At 64.9% G+C, this 19,534-nt stretch carries 14 protein-coding genes; 5 read left to right on the forward strand and 9 right to left on the reverse strand.

What is annotated here, in order from left to right; translation table 11 throughout:
• Window positions 1-31 precede the first annotated feature (31 nt).
• Window positions 32-2,827, reverse strand: coding sequence for a DUF3857 domain-containing protein (locus AC1RT8_RS05740; protein ID WP_493074593.1), 2,796 nt, complete (start codon window positions 2,825-2,827; stop codon window positions 32-34).
• A gap of 389 nt (window positions 2,828-3,216) precedes the next feature.
• Here AC1RT8_RS05740 and AC1RT8_RS05745 point away from each other — a divergent pair, with 389 nt between their 5' ends.
• The gene (locus tag AC1RT8_RS05745; protein ID WP_493074594.1) at window positions 3,217-3,768 is read left to right on the forward strand and encodes a DUF5681 domain-containing protein; all 552 of its coding nucleotides are present in this window, start codon (window positions 3,217-3,219) and stop codon (window positions 3,766-3,768) included.
• A gap of 97 nt (window positions 3,769-3,865) precedes the next feature.
• Here the strand turns inward: AC1RT8_RS05745 and AC1RT8_RS05750 are convergent, their stop codons facing one another.
• A complete protein-coding gene (locus AC1RT8_RS05750; RefSeq protein WP_493074595.1) occupies window positions 3,866-5,152 on the reverse strand; it encodes an ACS family MFS transporter in 1,287 nt (428 codons plus the stop codon).
• A 312-nt stretch (window positions 5,153-5,464) separates the two neighbouring features.
• Between AC1RT8_RS05750 and AC1RT8_RS05755 the strand changes: the two genes are divergently transcribed.
• Window positions 5,465-6,826 carry a hypothetical protein gene (locus AC1RT8_RS05755; RefSeq protein ID WP_493074596.1) on the forward strand — a complete coding sequence of 454 codons (1,362 nt, stop codon included), beginning with the start codon at window positions 5,465-5,467 and terminating at the stop codon, window positions 6,824-6,826.
• A gap of 89 nt (window positions 6,827-6,915) precedes the next feature.
• Here the strand turns inward: AC1RT8_RS05755 and AC1RT8_RS05760 are convergent, their stop codons facing one another.
• The 6 genes from AC1RT8_RS05760 to AC1RT8_RS05785 all read right to left on the reverse strand — a co-directional run bounded on the left by AC1RT8_RS05760 (window position 6,916) and on the right by AC1RT8_RS05785 (window position 12,134).
• Complete coding sequence (locus AC1RT8_RS05760) at window positions 6,916-7,107, reverse strand: hypothetical protein (RefSeq protein ID WP_493074597.1); 192 nt, start codon at window positions 7,105-7,107, stop codon at window positions 6,916-6,918.
• A gap of 92 nt (window positions 7,108-7,199) precedes the next feature.
• Window positions 7,200-7,481, reverse strand: coding sequence for a type II toxin-antitoxin system RelE/ParE family toxin (locus AC1RT8_RS05765; RefSeq protein WP_493074598.1), 282 nt, complete (start codon window positions 7,479-7,481; stop codon window positions 7,200-7,202).
• Window positions 7,478-7,765, reverse strand: coding sequence for a CopG family ribbon-helix-helix protein (locus AC1RT8_RS05770; protein WP_493074599.1), 288 nt, complete (start codon window positions 7,763-7,765; stop codon window positions 7,478-7,480). Before AC1RT8_RS05770 ends, AC1RT8_RS05765 begins: the two co-directional genes overlap by 4 nt.
• Window positions 7,766-8,003: 238 nt before the next feature.
• Window positions 8,004-8,660: a beta-phosphoglucomutase gene (gene pgmB, locus AC1RT8_RS05775; protein WP_493074600.1), complete on the reverse strand. Its 657-nt coding sequence runs from the start codon at window positions 8,658-8,660 to the stop codon at window positions 8,004-8,006.
• Entirely contained in the window at window positions 8,657-10,921 is a 2,265-nt protein-coding gene (locus AC1RT8_RS05780; protein WP_493074601.1) for a glycoside hydrolase family 65 protein, read from the reverse strand. Before AC1RT8_RS05780 ends, pgmB begins: the two co-directional genes overlap by 4 nt.
• A 169-nt stretch (window positions 10,922-11,090) precedes the next feature.
• Complete coding sequence (locus tag AC1RT8_RS05785; protein ID WP_493074602.1) at window positions 11,091-12,134, reverse strand: LacI family DNA-binding transcriptional regulator; 1,044 nt, start codon at window positions 12,132-12,134, stop codon at window positions 11,091-11,093.
• Window positions 12,135-12,272: 138 nt separating this feature from the next.
• On the opposite strand from AC1RT8_RS05785, the gene AC1RT8_RS05790 reads away from it, so the two are divergent.
• Complete coding sequence (locus AC1RT8_RS05790) at window positions 12,273-14,687, forward strand: TonB-dependent receptor (protein WP_493074603.1); 2,415 nt, start codon at window positions 12,273-12,275, stop codon at window positions 14,685-14,687.
• A 451-nt stretch (window positions 14,688-15,138) separates the two neighbouring features.
• On the opposite strand, the gene AC1RT8_RS05795 is transcribed toward AC1RT8_RS05790, so the two are convergent.
• Entirely contained in the window at window positions 15,139-16,395 is a 1,257-nt protein-coding gene (locus tag AC1RT8_RS05795) for an MFS transporter (RefSeq protein ID WP_493074605.1), read from the reverse strand.
• Window positions 16,396-16,780: 385 nt separating this feature from the next.
• Between AC1RT8_RS05795 and AC1RT8_RS05800 the strand changes: the two genes are divergently transcribed.
• Both AC1RT8_RS05800 and AC1RT8_RS05805 read left to right on the forward strand, forming a co-directional pair.
• Window positions 16,781-17,638, forward strand: coding sequence for a helix-turn-helix domain-containing protein (locus tag AC1RT8_RS05800; protein ID WP_493074606.1), 858 nt, complete (start codon window positions 16,781-16,783; stop codon window positions 17,636-17,638).
• Window positions 17,639-17,905: 267 nt separating this feature from the next.
• On the forward strand, window positions 17,906-19,288 hold the full coding sequence (locus tag AC1RT8_RS05805) for a PI-PLC domain-containing protein (RefSeq protein ID WP_493074607.1): 1,383 nt from the start codon (window positions 17,906-17,908) through the stop codon (window positions 19,286-19,288).
• Window positions 19,289-19,534: the final 246 nt, after the last annotated feature.

Genomic DNA, 19,534 nt, shown 5'->3' on the forward strand with positions numbered 1-19,534 from the left:
CATTTACAAAGCAGCAACACGATTTTTGCGGTCAGGGCACGATTCCGTACTTGGCATAGGTGCGGTCGATCTGCGGCGTCATCATCCGCGCCGCGGCCAGATCGCCCTCGCTTGCCTTGGCATCGCCCATCCGCTTGCGCACCACACCGCGCATATACATGCTGGCGGGAAGGCCCGGTTCGAGATCGAGCGCGGCGTTGAGATCGCTCAGCGCATCCTCGAAGCGGTTCATGCGGAAATAGACCATCGCCCGGCTGTCCAGGATCGATTCGGGCGCATCGCTCAACTCGATCGCCTTGGTGCAATCTTTCAGCGCGGTGTCGAGCATGACGTTGAGCGTGCCCTTCACCCAGCAGCGCGCGTTGAGCAGCACCGGGCTGCCCGGGGTCGCGGCGATGGCGGCGTCGATCGTGGCGATCGCGCCGTCCTTGTCGCCGCTGTCCCCCAGGATCTCGGCCTTGGCCGCCATGAAAGTGGGCTTGTCCTTGCCGCCTTCGTCGATGCGCTGGTCGAGCAGGGTCAGTGCCTGGTCCTTCTTGCCATTGTCGGCGAGCAGCGACGCGAGCTGGTTGATCGCCGCGCCGGATGCCGGATCGATCTTGCGCGCGGCGGTGACGTCGTCGAGCGCCTTCGCCCTGTCGCCGGTCGCTTCGTAGAGGCGCGCGCGCCAGAGATAGAAATCGACATTGGGATCGATCGCGATGGCGCGGGTCAGATCCTCGATCGCCTGGCCGCGCTCATAGATGCGCTCCAGGAACCAGGCGCGATTGCGATAGGGCTCGGCCTTGGCCGGCTGATCGGCGATGCCCTGCTTGTACTGCGCCAGGATCGGATCGAACCTTTTGGCCTTCTTGCCCTCGGCAACGATCTGCCAGGGCGCGGCATAGTCGGCGGGGGCGACGACGCGCAGCAAATGCTGCTTCGCCTGGTCGAGCCGCTGGCGTTCGGCGCCGATGTCGGCAACCGCGATCTCGGCGCCGGTCGACATCATCCGGTCCTCGGTGGTCACCCAGCCGTCCGCCAGAGTCGTGGTCCGCTCCACCCTGGTGCCGGCCAGGGTGGCCGACAGGGTCTGGTTGCCTTCGAGCGTGAAGCCGGTGCCGCCATCGGGGAGACGGATCTTCGTGCGGATCACGAAATTATGCGGATTCTCGGTCGCGACCGGGATGTCGCGCCAGGCCGGCCGGGTGCGGTCGGGCTGGAAATTGAGCTGGGAGACGGCGCGGTCGAGCGAATCCCGATAGCGCTCATTCTCCTTGTCCCAGTCGGGATAGGCGACGCCCGCCGCATGGAGCGTCGCGGTGCCCGCGGCATCGTCGAAGCTGATGTTGCGCGTCACGATCGTCGGCTCGTCGAGATAGGGCGCGATCAGCTTGGCGGCGCCCTGGTCGAGCTGCTCCTTGCTCGCCTGGAGCGATCCGGCGCGGAACAGCTCGGCGAGTTGCCCCCGCACGGTGACCGCGACGCGGAACGGCGCGGGGAAGTTCACCCCGGCGGTCTCGTCGAGTTCGATCTCGGCGCGCAGTTCCGGCCGCGCATCGGGCCGGAGCGGCACCGGGATCAGGCCCGAACCCGCCATGCGCACCGGCAGGACGAAGCGGAAGGGCGGCGCGTCGTGGATATCCTCGATCCGCGCGCCGCCATCGGTGCCGTCGAGCCACAGCGCCTCGCCCGCCACGGTCGCGCGGACGAAGACATGGTCGAAGGCGCCGGGTATCGGCAGGCGATCCTGCAACAGGTCGCCGAGCTGGCTGCTCGCCAGCACCGGCTCGGCCTCGATCCCCAGCTCGTGCAGGATGGCGAGCAGCAGCAGGGTCTTGGCCTTGCAATCGCCATAGCGCAGGTTCCAGGTCTGGGCCGGCGTCTGGGGCACGTAATTGCCGCCATCCATGCCCTTGAACAGATAGCGCACCTTGCCCTGCACCAGTTGCAGCGCCAGCGCGGTCCGCTTCAGCGGATCGGTCTCGGCGGCCTTGATCTTCGCGATCTCGGCGGCGAGCGGGCTGCCTGAAGCGACCAGCCCATCGGTCGCATAGAGCGGCGCCATCACCTTCGAAATGGTGTTCCAGCTGTCGAAGCTGGTCGCCTCGAGCATCGGCGGGCGGCGGAAGCGCGCGGGCGCGTCGGCCGGCATCTCGGCCGGCTTGGGCAAAGGCAGCGCAACGGTCAGCTCGCGATAGCCGCCCGCGATAGTCACCTGGGGCTGGACGCTGTCGCCATTGGCCTTCCAGTGGATGTCGAGGTCCTGCGGCCAGATCAGCCGGGTCCGGGCGAACTGAACGCGGAACGGCTCTGCTGGGAGCGACGCAAAGGCCTGCACATTGCCCTTCAGCGTCGCATCCTTCTGCGTGACCGAATAGCTCATGTGCAGCACGTCGCCCACGCGCAGCCCCTCGACCGCCATGGTCGCGGTGAGCAGCCCGTTGATCATGCGCTGCTCGAGCTGCTCCTCGCGGCGCAGCACCGAGAAACGTTCCCCGGCGGCGAGCAGGTCGATATGCTCGGTGCCGCGGATGATCTCGGCGCGGTGGACGATCAGGTCGCCCTTGTCCGGCAGCCATTGCAGCTTGACGGTGCCGAGCGAGTCGAGAATCTGGGTCGAGCCGACACGCGCCGCGGTTTCGACATAGCCGGTGACCTGCCCGTCCTTGAGCTGCTGCTGGTTGTCGAGGATCAGGAAGACGGGCGAATCGTCCCGCACCGTCGCCGGGTCGATCGGCGGCGCCGGCTTCACCCAATCCGGCGCCGGTGCGTAAAGCGGCTTGTCGCCGGCATGGGCGACGCTGCCGGCTGCGAGCAGCGTGGCGAAGAAGATCGGCCGATACATGATGTTACCCCTTGTCCGGCGCGACTCTAGCGCAGCGCGCGGACGCGACAAGCGGGGGCGGAAAGGATTTTTAGCGCCCGAATGGTGCGGAAACGGGATGCGATCCGCCCGCGGGCGTGGCGGATCGGAAAGGCGCGTGCCGGCGGGATTCTCGCCTGCCTTTTTTCTTCCGCTGTTATGTTGGATTTTCGGCCTGAAATAAGCGCGCGATTCCAAGGGCAAGACCCATGTTTTCCCTGTTATGCCGTAACAGCGGAAAACCGTGCCGAAATGCGGCGAAATATTCCGCTGTTCGCGGCAAATCCGCACCGAAATTTCCCCTGCTTGATTCAAATGTTCGCCGGGATCGGGTCTTGAAAGGGCGGGATGGTCCATAGCGAGTGCGTGACATGGCGGAACGGCGGATTGAATCGAACGACGAAACTCCGGGCTCGGCAGAGGGGGACGCCGAGGCCACGGCCTATACGGTCGGGAAAGGAAAGCCGCCGGTCGGCCGGCGTTTTGCCAGGGGCCAGTCGGGCAATCCCCGGGGCCGGCCGAAAGTGCGCGGCGGATCGGGCGCGCCGGGCGATCGGCTGATCGGATCGGACCAGCCGACGCGGATGATGATCCTGGAGGAAGCGTACCGGACGATCACCGTGCGGGACGGCGACGGCGAGGTCCAGATCGCGGCGAACCGTGCGGTGTTCCGGGCGATGATGGAGCGCGCGCTGAAGGGCAGCAGGATCGCGCAGCGCAAATGGATCGAGATGGTCGAGGCGGCCGAGGCCGAGCAGAAATGCGACCAGCAGGCGCTGTACAACACGCTGGAGCTGCCGACGCGGCCGTTCGTGGACCGGCCGGGCTGGGGCAAGGCGCCGGACATGAAATGGTCGGACGATATCGTGTACGATCCGAATATGGTGCGGACGGTGATACGGCCGGCGGTGGAGGAGGAGTGAGAGTGTGCGGGGCGGGCCTTGGGGTGGCGCGCCTGTAAGGGGTGCAGTCCGGCACTGTCATCGATATCCGACTCTTTCGCCCGTCCGGAGAACCGGGTCAGTCGAGTATCTTCTTCCCCGTGCCCCAGATCAGCCAGACCGCGGCCCCGATGACATTGACCCCGGCGGCGGCGATCAGCGTCGCGGTGTAGCCGCCGGTGAGGTCGAGCAGCAGCCCGGTCGCGGCGACGCCGATGATGCCAGGCAGGGTTCCGGCGGTGTTGCTGATGCTGAACAGAACATCGGCATGCCTCGGCGCGATATCGAGATGGTTGCAGCCAAAACCCGCCCAGCACAGCCCCAGCAGGCCAAGCGAGCCGCACAAGGCAATCAATGCCTCCGCCGGCGACGTCGCACCCGACGCAAGCAGCAGACCGGCGCCCGATCCGATCAGCCCAGCGACCTGAAATCCCTTGCGAACCCGCGTCAGATCGGTTCCGCGCGCGATCATTCGATCGGCCAATGCCGCGCCGAGGTTGCCGACCACGAAAAAGCTGACCCACGGCCCAACCGCGAAGATTCCCGATCCAGCGACCGACAAATGCTGAACGTCGCGAAAATAGCTCGGGAGCCAGGCGAGCATCAGATAGAGCGACCAGTTGCTGCAAAAATGGTTGATCACCAGCGCCCAGACTGCCGAATGCGAGAACAGGCGGCCCCAGGGGACGGGATCGCGATGCTGGCCGATTTCGGCTTCGACCGGGGCGAGCAGCGCGCGCTCGCCGTCCGATATCGTCGGGTGCGCCGATGGGCGCGGATGGATCAGCCAGAACCACAGAGCCGCGAAGCCGATGCCCAATATTCCGAAGACATAGAACACGCTCTGCCAGCCATGGTTCGCGACCAGCCAGCCCGTTGTCGACAAAGCGAATACCGTGCCGAGCGGGATTCCGGTCAGGTTGATCGCGGCGGCGCGCGATCGCTCGGATTTCGGCACCCAGCGAGCGAGCAGATTATAGACCGCCGGAAAGCTCGCTGCTTCGCCGACCCCCATCAGGATGCGGGTGACGATCAGCGCCGAAAAGGCGATTCCGGCCGCGATCGGGGTCAGGAAGGTAAACAACGACCAACCGATCAGCGCCAGCCCGAGCATCAATTTGCCGCCGATCCGGTTGGCAAGCCAACCGCTGGGGATCATCGCCCCCATATAGCCGATGAAGAACGACGACAGGACGAAGCCCTTGGTCGTTCCCGACCAGCCAAACTCCTCCGCCATCGGGATGATCGCGACCGAAATATTGACCCGGTCGATGTAGCAGATGAAGGTCGCGAGAAAGCACAGGGCGACAAGAATATAGCGCTTGCGAATGCCTGCCGGTGGCGGCGCCACCGCGATCTCTTCCATGTTATCCCCCCGGCCGGCGAGCCTCGCCATTAGACGATTTTGAAACGAGTCCTCGGGCAGGCGCAATCTTTTATTCGGGAAAGCAGAACGACTCTATCCGAGCGCAACCTGCTTTCCCCCGGGCCAAATGGTCCAAGATTCGGTGACGTTGCGTAATTGAAGTAGCCATCCACCTGCTTAGGTGCGGAGTCGCCTTTCGGCGCTCCAGAGCAGTAGGATGACCAATGACGATTTATGCCGGACTGGATGTGTCTGACAAGACGACGCATGGTTCGGAGTTTAACAGGATGACCCTGCTCAACGCCTGGCAATATGTACATCCTTGTACGCCAGAGTTTGGCGAATGACCTGGAAGATGGAACGGTGATTTTTGCAAGGCGTGCGCTTCAACGACGGATATCCGAACTTCGTATGTCGTTGGATACCAAAATCGTCGATAAGCTCGCCGCACGTCTTAATCAGCCGGGAAAGGATCGCATCGCGGCGATGTGGGAAGTGGTTGTACTGCACGCGCTTTCCCAACGCGGCGCACTGAGAAACGAAGAAGAGCTTGCGAGTGGGCGTCGCCCTGACATCTTCTTTGAAAGCCCGGGACTGAGCTTCACCGCAGACGTCGCGATCGTGTCGGACGATGGCCTTGACGAGCAGAATCCGTATCAAGAACTCAGCATGCGGCTCGAGGCCCTCAAAAGGCGCCTCGGCCTCAAGATCGGAGGGATGGACCTTCGCGTTCAGTCTCGCCTTGAGCGGACGTCGCGCGGCACCCGAACCCTTCTGCGCCTGCCCGAGCTGAAGAGGCTCGACGCGTTCATCCGCGAGCACATTGAGCCCGAGGTGCGTAATCAGATATCCGCCGGGCAGTCGGTGTTGCGGCTTTCTATCGATAACGACGTCGCCGGCATCGACATAATTATCGACCCGGGGAAGAGTCCGTACAATAGCGGTGGCTACGCTTCATACGACGTGCCCACGATCAAGGATCGCAACCCGCTCTACAACGTCATGAAGGCGAAAGCCGGCCAGCTTCGCGCCGTGCAGGGTATCAAGGGCATCATCGTCGGAGACGGGGGCAGCACGGCGCTTAAGGATCGTCAGCGTGGCTGGAGCGAGGTCGATGCCCGCGAAATTGTGGCAGACTTCCTGCGTCGCAACAGCTCAATCGATTTCGTGCTACTGCTCAGCGTCCGCGAACAGCAGCGGTCCTTTCTCGACGTCAGTCCACCCGAGCGCAAACTCTATGGACAATTCGAGGTTCAACGCGGCTCCGCAAGTGCCGGTGAGCTCGACGCGCTGTTTCGAAGGATCATGCCAGATATACCGGCGCCGATTGCCATGCCCGTTAACGGCGCCTTGCGTGCGAGGGAGTTCGGCTATGGATGGGGACATCAGGGAGGCCATCAGATGTCGAAGAGCAAAGTCAAGATCAGTTCGCGCGAGTTGATGGAGCTTCTCGCCGGCCGACGGACTGTCGCTGAACTGAATCGAATGCACGGCTGGCATGCGGTTGGCCAACGTTCGTCGAACAACTCTATGCCGAACCCGTTCGACCTGTCGTTGAAGCACGGCAGGCTACCGGCCGAGATTAAGGTCATTGCGACTGACGAAGACGATTCCGACGATTGGATCGAAATCGAATTCGGAGAACCTGATCCCGCGATATCGCCTATCAAGTAGTAGGGTTCCTTAATCTAGCGGCATAGCGCGCGGAGGCGATGAGCGGGAATTTGAAGGATTTTCACCGGAAACGGCGCCAAGGCAGAGCCTCAGCTCGCGAGATAATCGCCCAGCCGGAAATCGGCAATCGCCGGGATCATGCGATCGGCCGGCAGAATCGCCGCCGATCCGATGCCGAGCGACGCCATGCCCGCCGCCCGGATCGCCGCAACTCCGGCAACCGCATCCTCGACGCCGAGGCACAGCGCCGGGGCGGTGCCGGTCGCGGCATTACGGGGCATTACGGTGACGCCTTACTTAACCTCTAAACTCTTCAGGGAATACGCCGAAATAGAACCTCGGCCTCGCCCGCTGCTCGGTCTTGTCGAGTGCATCACTCTCGCGACGGCCACTGGCGGCGTGCATGAAGCACACGCAGGATACGCACCGCTTCCCCAGCGAGATCATAAACGAGGATATAGTTGCGATGGACGATCAGCTCGCGCGTGCCAGCTACGCGTCCAGGGCGGCCGATCGCCGGATGGTTGACGAGATTCCGCGCCTTCCGCGTAAACATTTCATCGAGCGTCACGGCGGCAGCCGGATTGTCCTTTGCGATATGCTCGCGCGTATCCCGCCGGTCCTGGCGTGCTTCCACCGTCCAGAGGAGCTTCACGCTTGACTGGCCATCCTACGTCGCGCCTCTTCTCGCCACGCTTGCGCTTCCGCCTCGACTTCATCGTCGGAGATCAGGTTACCCGCGTTAGCCGAATCCAGCCCTGCCTGGACCTGATGGCGAAACCAGATGTCATGTTCGTCAGCCGCGCGCTGACCGGCAACATATTCCCGCATGAAATCGCGGATGAGTTGCGCGCCCGTGCGGTCATGCGCCTTAGCCGCATCCGCAAAGGCACTTTTCAAAGCCTCATCGAGCCGTATCGTGAAGGTAGCTTCACCCACGCGGCATCTCCTGTGTTACACAAGGCGTGCATGGTAACACGAATGACTCGTTCGTGAAAGGTTCGTGGGTGACCTGAAACGCCTTTCCTATCTTACCGCCAATGGAGACGCCGATCAGGCAGACATCCTCGACCCCGAGTTCCTCCAGTACGCCCTTCGTGGCGTTGAGCTGGCCGCGGCCGTTGATCAATCAGCACCAGATCGGGCCATTCACCAGAAACGGCGCCAATGGAGAACCTCAGCCCGCGAGATAATCGCCCAGCCGGAAGTCGGCGATCGTCGGGATCACGCGATCGGCCGGCAGGATCGCCGGCGATCCGATGCCGAGCGACGCCATGCCCGCCGCCCGGATCGCCGCAACTCCGGCCGCCGCATCCTCGACGCCGAGGCACAGCGCCGGGGCGGTTCCGGTCAGGGCCGCCGCGGCGAGGAAGATGTCGGGCGCCGGCTTGCCCGCGGCCACCAGCGCCGGATCCGCCACGGCGTCGAAAAAGCCGGCAATGCCCAGGCGATCGAGCAGCAGCGGCGCGTTGCGGCTGGCCGAGGCCAGAGCGAGCTTCAGCCCGGCGCCCCGCGCTTCCTCCAGAACGGCGCGTGCGCCCGGAAACAGCTCCTCCGGCGTGAAATGGGCGATTTCTTCCAGATACCAGGCGTTCTTCAGGGCGGCGAGATCGGCGCGGCGGCCGGCGTCGAAGCCGGGCCGGTCGCCGATGATGAGATCAAGCGAGCCCATGCGATCGACGCCCTTCAGCTTTTCGTTCGCGGCCTGGCCGAAGGGCACGCCGATGCTGTCGGCCAGCATCTTCCACGCGCGGTAATGGGCTTCGGCGGTATCGGTGAGCACGCCATCGAGGTCGAACAGGATCGCGCCGAGCGGCCGGGGAAAGACGCTCATGCGCCGAAATGCCGGGTTTCGCCCGGGGCCAGGACGACCGGGACATCGCGGTGGGCGAAGGCGAGCGGCGGGCCGTCCAAATTGCGGTAGGTCACGCCCCCCGCATCGACATCGACGCGGAGCCTGCTGCCGCGCCAGAGCATGCCGAACCCGTAGGCGCGCCATGCCTCGGGCAGCATTGGCGCGAAGCTCGGCAACGCGCCGCGCAGGCGGAAGCCGCCAAAGCCCCAGACATAGGACATCCAGCTTCCCGCCATCGCCGCCATATGGACGCCGTGATCGGTATTGTGGTGCAGATCATCGATATCGACGAAGCTGGTGCTGCGGAAATGCCGCCAGGCATCCGCCGATCGGCCGACCTCGCTGGCCAGCACGCTGAAGCTGCAGGCCGACAGGGTCGAATCATGCGCGGTGACCGAATCATAATGATCATAGGCGCGCCGCTTGCGATCGACATCGATGCCGTCGCCGCCGAGCACCAGGCCGAGCACGAGATCCGCCTGTTTCGCCACCTGATGCCGGTAGAGCGTCATCGGATGATAATGGAGCAGGAGCGGGAATTTTTCGGCCGGGGTGCCGGCGAGATCCCAGCGCGGCTTTTTCAGGAAGCTGTCGTCCTGCGCGTCGATCCGCAGATCGTCGTCATAGGGCAGGCGCATCGCGTCGGCGGCCCTGGTCCAGGCGAGCGCTTCGGCGGGGTCGAAGCCGATTTGCGCGGCGGTGGCGGACCAGCTGTCCGGCGCTGCCTCGGCGACCCGCGCGACCACTTCGACCGCGAGGCGGAGATGCGCCTGGGCCATGCGGTTGGTGTACCAGTTATTGTCGATCAGCGCGGTATATTCGTCCGGGCCGGTGACGCCGCGGATGCAGAACTCGCCCGTCCGTTCCTCGTGGGCGCCGAGTTCGATCCACAGGCGCGCGGTCTGGACCAGCATCTCGGCGCCCATCTCCACCAGGAAGCCGGTGTCGCCGGTCGCCTTGTCGTAGAAGCCGATCGCATAGGCGACCGCGGCGTTGATGTGATACTCAGCCGAGCCGCTCGGGTAGTGCGCCGAGCATTCGCGGCCGGCGATCGTCCGCCACGCATAAAGCGCGCCGCGATCATGGTTGAGCGCGCGCGCATTGGCGATCGCGGCGTCGAGCGTCCCGTAACGATAAGCGAGCATCGCGCGGGCGATCTCCGGCGCGGTCACCGCCAGCACCGGGAGCATGAACGCCTCGGTGTCCCAGAAATAATGGCCTTCATAGCCCTGGCCGGTCAGGCCCTTGGCGGCGGCGCTGCTATGGCCGTCGCGACCGGCCGACTGGAAGAGGTGGAACAGGTTGAGGCGCAACGCCGCCAGTGCCGCGTCGTCGCCCTGGATCTCGATCGCCGCGTTGCGCCAGAAGGCCTCGAGCCGGGCAATCTGGCGAGCGGCAAGCGTATCGAAGCCCGTTTCGGCCAAGGCGGCCGCGGTGGACCGCGCTGATGCCGCAATCGCATCGGCATCGGCGGCGGCGGGCTCAACGGCATAGCCGGTGAAGATGTCGATGGAGGCGCCATCGGCAGCGCCCGTGTCGCGCGACAGCTGCGCCGCGCCGACCGCGATGCCGCTGCCGCGAAGCTTCTCAACCACCAGATCCGGCGCCTGCGCGCCGAAAGACGCGAAGCCATAGGCGTGGAGATTGACGCCGAGGCGCGGATCGTCGGCCTGGCCTGCCGCCCGGGGGGCGGGCGCGACATGCGGGGCGAGCGTGATGCGCGCCGCGAAATCGACCGGAGTCGCGCGGATCCTGCGGGCATAGCCGGTCGTGCCGTCGAGCGGGACGACGCGTTCCGCCACGACATGGATTCGCCGCCCATCGGCCAGTTTCCAGCGAGTCTCCCGAGTCAGCAGGCCCGACCGGAGATCGATCCTGCGGCAATTCCGCTCCGCTATCGCCTGTTGGAAATCCACGGCGACGCCGTCGATCGCGATCCGCACCAGCATCGCTTCGGCAACGGGAACGCGCGTGTCGGTGGTCTCGGCAAAGCCGCGGAAGCGCTCGTGATAGGCGATCGGGCTGACCTCATAGGCGCCGGCGAGAAAGGTCGATCCGTCGCCGCCGCCGCATTCGTCGATCGCGCCGCGCACCCCGATCGCGCCGTTGGCGAGGGCGAAGATCGTCTCGGCCCAAGATTCGTGTCCGGAATTCGCGCAGCTCGTCAGCACCCAGCCTTCATCGCTGATCTGAACAGGCGAATCGCCCTCCGGCGCCATCTGCTCCACCTTCGAATCCATGCCTGCCCTCTGCCCGTTCGCGCCTGAAATCGACGTCCTGGCGCTTCCTATGCGCGATGATATCGATTTCATCAATGGTTTTCAGGCGGACAATCCCGCGGCGTCGGATCAGGTTCGTCAAGCCCCTCCCCTGAAGGGGAAGGGCTGACCAAACTGACCGAGGTCAGCGTCAGGTCTCGCGTTCGATCAGCCGGGTGGGCAGCATCACCGATTTCGGGCGCGTGCCGTCGATCATCTGCATCAGCTTTTCGACCAGGATCGCGCCGGCGATGCCGGTTTCCTGCTCGATGGTGGTGATGGCCGGGGTGAAATGGGCGGCTGGCGGGATATTGTTGTAGCCGACCAGCGCGTAATCCTCCGGCGTGCGGTGACCGGCCGCGCGGAAGGCGCCGATCACCGCCATGGCCGCGGTATCGGAAAAGGCGAAGACCGCGTCGGGCGGCGCGTGGCTGCGGATATAGTCCTCGGCGCTCTGGAAAGTGAGCGAATAGGCCATGGATTCGATCTGCAGATGATCGATCCGGATATCCCGGCCGCTGTCCCGCGCGGCCTGGCGCAGGCCCTGGAAGCGAAGATCGATTTCGGCATGCTCGATATTGCCGACGAACAGCCAGCGCGTCGCACCGCGCGACAGGAAGCGTTCGCCGGCCAGCCGCCCCCCGGTGAGATTGTCGCTGCCGACCGCGCAATAGGGGCCGCCCGGATCGACCGCGCCCCACACCACCAGCGGCAGGCCGGCCTTGGCCAGCGTCGTCAGCAGGGTGTGGCGCGTGCCCTGGCCGAGGACGATGAAGCCGTCGGTCGCGCGGGCGCGGTACAGGTCCTGAAAGGCGCGCGCGTCGCTCAGCCCCGGCGGCGACAACAGCAGGTCCTGGTCGCGAATCGACAATGCCTCGGAAACGCCGGCGAGCAGCTCGAAGATGAACGGGTCGGCGATCGAGCCGGCGCGGTGCGAGCCGAAATCGAGCACCACGGTGATGGTGTTGGCGCGCGATTGCCGCAGTTTCTGCGCGTTGCGGTTGACCGCATAGCCATTGGCGCGCGCCACTTCGAGCACGCGGTCGCGCGTCTCGGCGGTGACCAGCGGGCTGCCGTTGAGCACGCGCGAGACGGTCGGCTTGGACACGTTCGCGAGGCGCGCGATGTCGCTCATGGTCAGCGCGGCCGCCGCGCCCTGCCCCCCCTCGCCTTTCCGTTTCGCTCCATCGGCCATGGCGTCACCCTAGGGCAGGCCCCGCGCCCGGGGCAAGCCGCACCGTGATGGTGACAGTTGGTTCTTGAAATGCATTTCATGCTCGGTTACAAACCCGGGTCAAGACGCCAGCAGATGCGTCCGGAAGGGGAAGATGACATGGCATTTCGTATCCACCACGTCCTGATGCGCGGCGCGGCGCCGTTGGCGCTGGCGATCGCCTTTAGCGCGCCGGCCCATGCGCAGACCGCCGCCGCCCAGGCGGACACCCAGGCCGATGCCGCGGCCGATTCGACCGAAGTCGGCGCCGACATCATCGTGGTCGGCACCGCGGGCGCCGGCACGCGCCGCCAGGACGCGGCCTTTGCCGTGACCTCGATCAACGCCGATGCGATCACCCGGCTCGCGCCGTCGAGCACCGCCGACCTGCTGCACGCAGTCCCCGGGGTCAGCGCGGAAAGCTCGGGCGGCCAGAACGGCGCCAATATCTTCGTACGCGGCTTCCCCTCGGGCGGCGATGCGGAATTCGTCACGCTCCAGTCCTCCGGCGTGCCGATCTTCCCGCCGCCCACCTTGTCCTTCCTCGAAAACACCCAGCTGTTCCGCATCGACGACACGATCGCGCGGGTCGAGGCGGTGCGCGGCGGCACGGGCGCGCTGTTCTCCTCGGGCCAGCCCGGGCTGACGGTCAATTTCGTCCAGCGCGAGGGCGGCGACGTCCTGAAGGGCTCGGCCAAGATCAGCGCCACCGATTTCGGCGAAGTGCGCGGCGACGCCTGGGTCTCGGGCCCGCTCGGCCAGAATACCAGCGCGATGATCGGCGGCTATTATGCCCAGTCGAACGGAATCCGCGACCCGCAGTTCCGCGCGGAGAAGGGCGGACAGATCACCGCCAATATCCGCCATGATTTCGGCGAGGGCTCGCTGCTCGTCTATGGCCGCTATCTCAACGATCACGGCCAGTGGCTGCTGCCCGTTCCCGTGACGCAGAACGGCACGAAGATCAGCGACTTCCCCGGCTTCGACGCTCAGACCGGCGCGCTGGCCGGGAGCGAGACGCGCTATTCGACGATCAACACCGGCCGCACCGTCGATCTCGCCGACGGGCGCGGCGCCAATATCTTCAACGGCGGCCTGAACTTCGACTACAGGCTGGCGGAAGGGCTGAAGATCCGCGAGCGCGCCAGTTACATGAAGGGCAGCGCCGATACCGTCGGGCTCGTCCCCAATGGCGCACCGATGAGCGCGGCCGACTTTGCCGCGAGCTATACGCCTGCGGGCGGGCCGACCTCGACGATCGGATCGCTGACCTATGTGAACGGCGGCGGCGCGGTGCCCGGCACCACCCAGGTGATCCAGGCGGGCATCTGGGAAGTGCGTAAGGATATCGAATCCTTCGTCAACGACCTCTCGCTCGAGTTCAAGAGCGGGATCAACACGCTGACCGTCGGTGGCTATTTCGCCGCCTATTCGTCGGACGACAGCTGGAATCTGGGCAACGGCCAGCTGCTCACGGCCGATGAGCATGGCCGCCGGCTCAACCTGACGCTCGGCGACGGACGCCAGGCGACGCGCGCCGGGTTCGTCCAGGGTGCGACCTTCAACGTCAACGCGCAATATGACGGCAAGGACTATGCCGGCTATATCGTCGACGAACTGCAGATCACGCCCGAGCTGCGCCTCGACGGCGGCATCCGCTGGCAGCGCCACGAGGTGACCGGCCGGCTGGAGAACAACACATTCGGCGTGGACACCGACAACAACCCGGCGACTCTGTACAACAACAACACCGCGGTGCTGAACGGCACCTTCTCGAATATCGATTATGGCGGCTCCAAATTCTCCTACACCGCCGGCGCCAATTACGACTTCACGCGGCAGATCGGCGTGTTCGTCCGGTACAGCCGGGGCAACAGCTTCCCCTTCTTCGACAATCTTCGCGACGGCAACCGGATCGCGCCGAGCATCGACAGCTATGAGGGCGGCGTGAAGATCTCCACCCAGCTGGTCAGCGCGTATGCGACGCTGTTCCACAACGACTTCAAGGGCCTGGGCGTCAGCAGGATCATCGGCGGCGTGCCGGTGGTCTCGATCGGCGGCGCGCGCACCACCGGTGTCGAGTTCGAAGGCGAAATCCGCCCGGTCGCCGGCCTGAGCCTGGCGGCCAGCGCAACCTATCTCGACGCCAAATATCGCGACTTCTTCACCTCGATCGACGTGAGCGGCTTCCAGGTCCAGCGTCAGCCGAAATGGCAGTGGCGCCTGACGCCGTCCTACGAACATGATTTCGGGAGCGCCAAGGTCGCGGTCTTCTCGACGCTCAGCTATATCGGCGATCGTTTCTCCGACCCCGAGAACAAGCAGCTCCTGCCCCATTTCTACAAGCTGGACGCGGGCATCTCGGTGGGCGTCGGCGATCATGTGAAGCTGCAGGTGACCGCGGACAATCTGACCAACCAGATCGGCCTGACCGAGGGCAATCCCCGCATCATCGGCGCGCAGGGCAGCGGCGCGATCCTGGCGCGGCCGATCCTCGGCCGGTCGTTCCGGTTCTCGGTCGGTTACGGCTTCTGACGCTATCGCCACGGGCCGGATGGTCCGTGGCCCATATTGCCGCATCATCGATCACGCGGGACATATCGTCCCGCGTGATTTTTTGTGCGCCGCGCCCGATCGCGACCACGCTCCAATCATCGCCCGGTCGACCCTGCGCTTGGCGGCATGCGGCTTATCAGCCAGTCGCCATTCGGGCGTCACCAAGAGCGGGAAGAAGAGCAGATTCACGCGAAGCCGCGAAGGCGCGAAGAGGCATTCGGATGAACGTGCCATCGGTATCGACGGAAGGCAGTGGGCGGTGAGCGAAGCCCCTGGCCAAGAATAGCGCTTCCCCGGCGGAGGCCGGGGCCCAGTCGGAAAGGCTGATGTAACGGAGCGCAACGCTAGCCAGAACTGTCCCCCAACTGGGCCCCGGCCTCCGCCGGGGAAGCAGCTAGAGGTTGATGGGGAGCCCCCTAAAGTCTCGGCCTCAGGCCGGCTGGGCCCTCTCCGCGCCCTCGCCCCGCCGGATCATCCGATCGAACCGGATCAGCGCCAGGGCGATCAGCGCGAGCGGGATCAGCGTCATGTAGAAGGCGTTCTGGCCGGACAGATGCTGGAAGATCATGCCGGTGAGGAACGAGCCGATCGTGCCGCCCAGCGCCGAGAAGATCACCATCAGCCCGACCATCGCCGCATGCCGTTCCTGCGGGAGCGAGGTGAGCATCACCGAGCACAAGGTCGGATAGATCGGCGCCATGAACACGCCGATCAGCGGGAAGAGATAGGCGGCGATCGGCGCGTCGAACCAGCCGACATCGGGGCGCAGCACGAGGCCCTGGGTCGTCGGCAGGGTGACGAGCACGAGCGCGGCGATGCACAGGATGCAGCCGAGCATCAGCGGCAGCCATGAAATCCGGCGCAGCAGCGCGCTGGCGCCGAGCCGCCCGATCGCCAGCGACGCGACGAAGATGCTCGACGCCTGGACGCTCATCTCGGGCGGGAGGTGCAGGATCTCGTTGTTGAAGGTGGGCAGCCAGGTGCCGATGCTCTGTTCGATCAGGACATAGAGGAAGATCGAGACCAGGAAGGCGATCGCGGTGGGCAAGGCGAGCAGCCGGAGCATCTGCCGCCAGCCGGGCGCCCTGGCCGCCACGCTTTCCGGCGCGGCCTCGGTCTCGTCAAGCGGCGTGATCGCCCAGAGCCCGGCGGTGACGGCGCAGATCGCCGCGATCAGCCAATAGACGTGCAACCATTCCGTGCCGGTCGAGTCCGCCCCGATGAACCAGGAGAACATCCAGACCCCGATCAGCACGCCGATCATGAACACGCCCTCGACCAGGCCGGTGAGGCTGGCATGCCCGGCGCGATCGGGACGCAACAGGCCGATCGAGGCATAGGTCGCGACCTTCCCGCTGCCGAAGCAGATACCGGTCAGCACAAAGAAGAGCTGGGTCGTCCAGAAGGCGTTGGCGATCGACATCAGCAAGGCGCCGGCCCCGATGATCAGCATCACCGCGATCAGCGCGCGGCGGAAGCCGAAGGCCGGCAGGCGCGTCGCCAGGAAAAAGGACGCAGCGACCACCGACAGGTCCTTGCAGGCCTCGAGCGACGAGGCGTGAGTCTTGGTGATGCCATAATGGCGGATCGACTGCAGGATCACGACGCCGACGCTGTTCATCAGCAGACCAAGCACCGCATAGGTCAGGATCAGTGCGATCGTCGCGCGTGCCCGTACCCCCATCATATCCTCTCCTCCCGATCCGTTTTCGGATCCCGGACGATGTTTAGAGCGAATCCGCCTTACTGCAAGAAATCGATTTCAAGGGCCTGTGGATGTTGCACACGGGTCGAGCTGCGACCCTCGTGTCCGTGGTAGAAATCACTGGATCGAGCGACGAGACTGCGGATGCGGCGGCGGGCGGACGGTGATCCGGCCGGCGGAGATGAGTGAGGCCGTGCTTCCGGTTTCGGGGTGCCGCGCCCCTTTCGGCTGTGGCCGGGGCGCCGCGGCTCATGCAGCGCGGGCGGAGTCGACGGCATCATGCCCGCTTCACTCGAAAGGTTTGTGACTCAAGACAGATTCGCCTAGCGAGAGAGGGCGAGAAACATCGTCGACTGAGTTGCACCCTATGTCGAACCTGAAGATGGATTTCCGCCAACCCCCTGCCAGGCTGGCCGATCATTTCTCGTTTTTCTACCATTTCCAGCAGGACGACGACCGTTTCGAGGGAGTCGACCGCGCCGATTATGCGCAGTTCCGCTTCATCCTGCGCGGCGACAACGCGCGCTATCGCTTCATCGACGGCACCGAGCAGGCGATGCCGGACATCTATGTGCTGGGCCCCACCACCGGATCCTCAACCCTGAGCTGCGACGGCGCGGCCGAGGCGATCGGCGTCGGGCTGATGCCGCATGGCTGGGCGGCGCTGGTGCCGATGGACGCCTCGGCGGCGGCGAACCGGTTGTTCGATGCGAAGGATCTGTTCGGCCCCATCGTGACCGAGGTGTACGGGAAACTACGCGACACGCAGGATTTCGATGCGCGCGTCGCGATCCTGGAGGAGATGCTGGTCACGCTGATGATGCGGCAGAAACCGGTGTATCACGCGTTCGTCGCCCAAGTGAACGCATGGCTCGCCGGCGGCGCCGCGCCCGACATCGACGAGCTGGTCGACCTGACCGGCCTGTCGCTGCGGCAGGTCCAGCGCAGCTGCAACCGCTATTTCGGGTCGCCGCCCAAGGTGCTGGCGCGCAAATACCGGGCGCTGCGCGCGGCGGTGGCGATGACGCATCGCGACCCCGAGCTGGACGCGCTGCTGGTCGAGGGGTTCTACGACCAGTCGCATGTGACGCGGGAGATCAAGCATTTCACGGGGATGACCCCGCATGCCTTTGCCGAGCATCCGACGGAGCTGAACCGGGAGATTGCCAAGCGGATTGCGCTGGAGCGGGAGAACCCGATCAGGCGGAGTGGGGTGATTACTTGAGGGGGTTGGGGTGCTGTTGGTGGTTTAGTATTGTGTCCCCGGAATACCGTGTCCCCGGAATACCCTGCCGGTATGCGCAACGGAGCTTCAGCTCGCCTTGAGCTACACGGCTGATGAACGCCTCGAACTCGCCGACACGGTCGTCAACCCGGCCGCAGCCACGAGGGTTGCTTCGCTTTCGAGAATAACTCTTCGATAACCGCGTAATCGACTTCCGACTTTAAATTTCGCATGCGAAACGATCCGCATCTGCGAAAGGAAAAGATCATGGTCGCAAAGGGAATCGATTATTATCTTTACTCGGATTCGGAAGATCTCCGTACCGATCTCGCCGTGCCGAAGGTTCCGCGCTCGCACGGCCCCGAGGCCAATTTCAAGCGCAACAACTTCCAGGTCCAGTCGGGCAACATCCCCGATCCGGTCAACTATACCGGCAGGCTCGAATGGGTCACGCGCTATCGCGGCGAGGATATGATCAGGCATTGGCAGAACATCAGCTCGCTCGACGGCAACCTCTACACCGGCACGATGCACAATATGTTCAATACGCCGCCGCGGATCGGCAATCCGACCGTCTGCTGGGGCCTCTACGACGCGGGATCGGGCAAGATCTCGGGGATGACCAACCAACATCAGTTTTACGTCTATGCAACGCGCGATCAGCGCCGCTGGATGGGCGATCTCGCGAAGCGCAATCCGCGCGTCGCGCGCGGGCCCTTCGCCCGGTTCGCGCTGCCCGGTTCCCATGATGCCGGCATGTTCGACATGCGCCCGGTACGGAAGGTGGTGCACAATCCCGCGTTCGTCCTCGCGCTCGGCGCGGCGATGGGCGTGGCCGCCGCCGCGCTCGGGCCGCGCGCCATCGCCAATCTCTCGATGACGCAGAAGGACGATATCCGCACGCAGCTGGACATCGGTACCCGTTATTTCGATTTTCGCCCCGGCTGGATGCATCCCGCGATCCGCCCCTTCTTCGGGAACACGCTCTACCACCAGCACGGACTGGTCCCTGGATATCCCTATGTGGATTTCCTGGTGGACGTGCTGCGCTGGCTCGAGGCCAATCCCGGCGAGATCGTGGTGGTCAACCCGAACACCCAGGGCTTCGCAGCCAATGCGATGACGCCGACTGCTCAGGCCGTGAGGGACGCGCTCACTACCGCGATCGACAGGGTCAAGCCAGCCCGGCGGATCGACATCGGCATGTCCACCGATCTCGTCAGGAGCTACGATGCGCTGATACGCGACAATACCCGCCTGATCTTCTCAAACGAGATCCAGAACGGGTCGCGCTTCTACAACAGCTGGAGCGGGGCCTATGCCACGTTGAGGCCCGCCCCCATCATCAAAGCCTTTGAAGGCATGAAGCGCGACATGCCGGCGGGTGCCAACCATGTCGTGATGCAGATGCAGGCGACGGCGACCAAGATCGGCGCGGTCGTCGCGGCCTCGGTCGTCACGTCGAGCGACGCCTCCTCGCCCCTGCTCGCGACCAAGCCGGTGATGGACGCCGCGACCAATCCCTGGCTGCGCGCCAACGCCGCCAAGCGGCTGTCGCCCGATCACCTGCTGGTGTTCCTCAACGACTTCGTCGACAATTGCATGGTCGAGACCGCGATCATGGTGACGGAGCAGCGCGCCCGCGATTGAACGCGGGCGCCTGGGTTTCCGCTCCGCCCTGCCCTGATCTTGCCTCCCCTCATGGGAGAGATTTTGCTGGTCCTTGGCGAGGGCGCCACATCCACGCGCGCGATGCCGTTCGCGCCTGACGGCAAGTGCGTCGGCGTCGAGCAACGCGACCGGGATAACGGTGATAGTGCATTCAATCGACAGGCCAAGCGGAGCGGCGGCGCTTGGGCGGTAATTAAATGCACTGCGCCGTAATTCCGTTATTCC

The sequence above is a fragment of the Sphingomonas sp. GW821-FHT10F11 genome, from assembly GCF_058809095.1.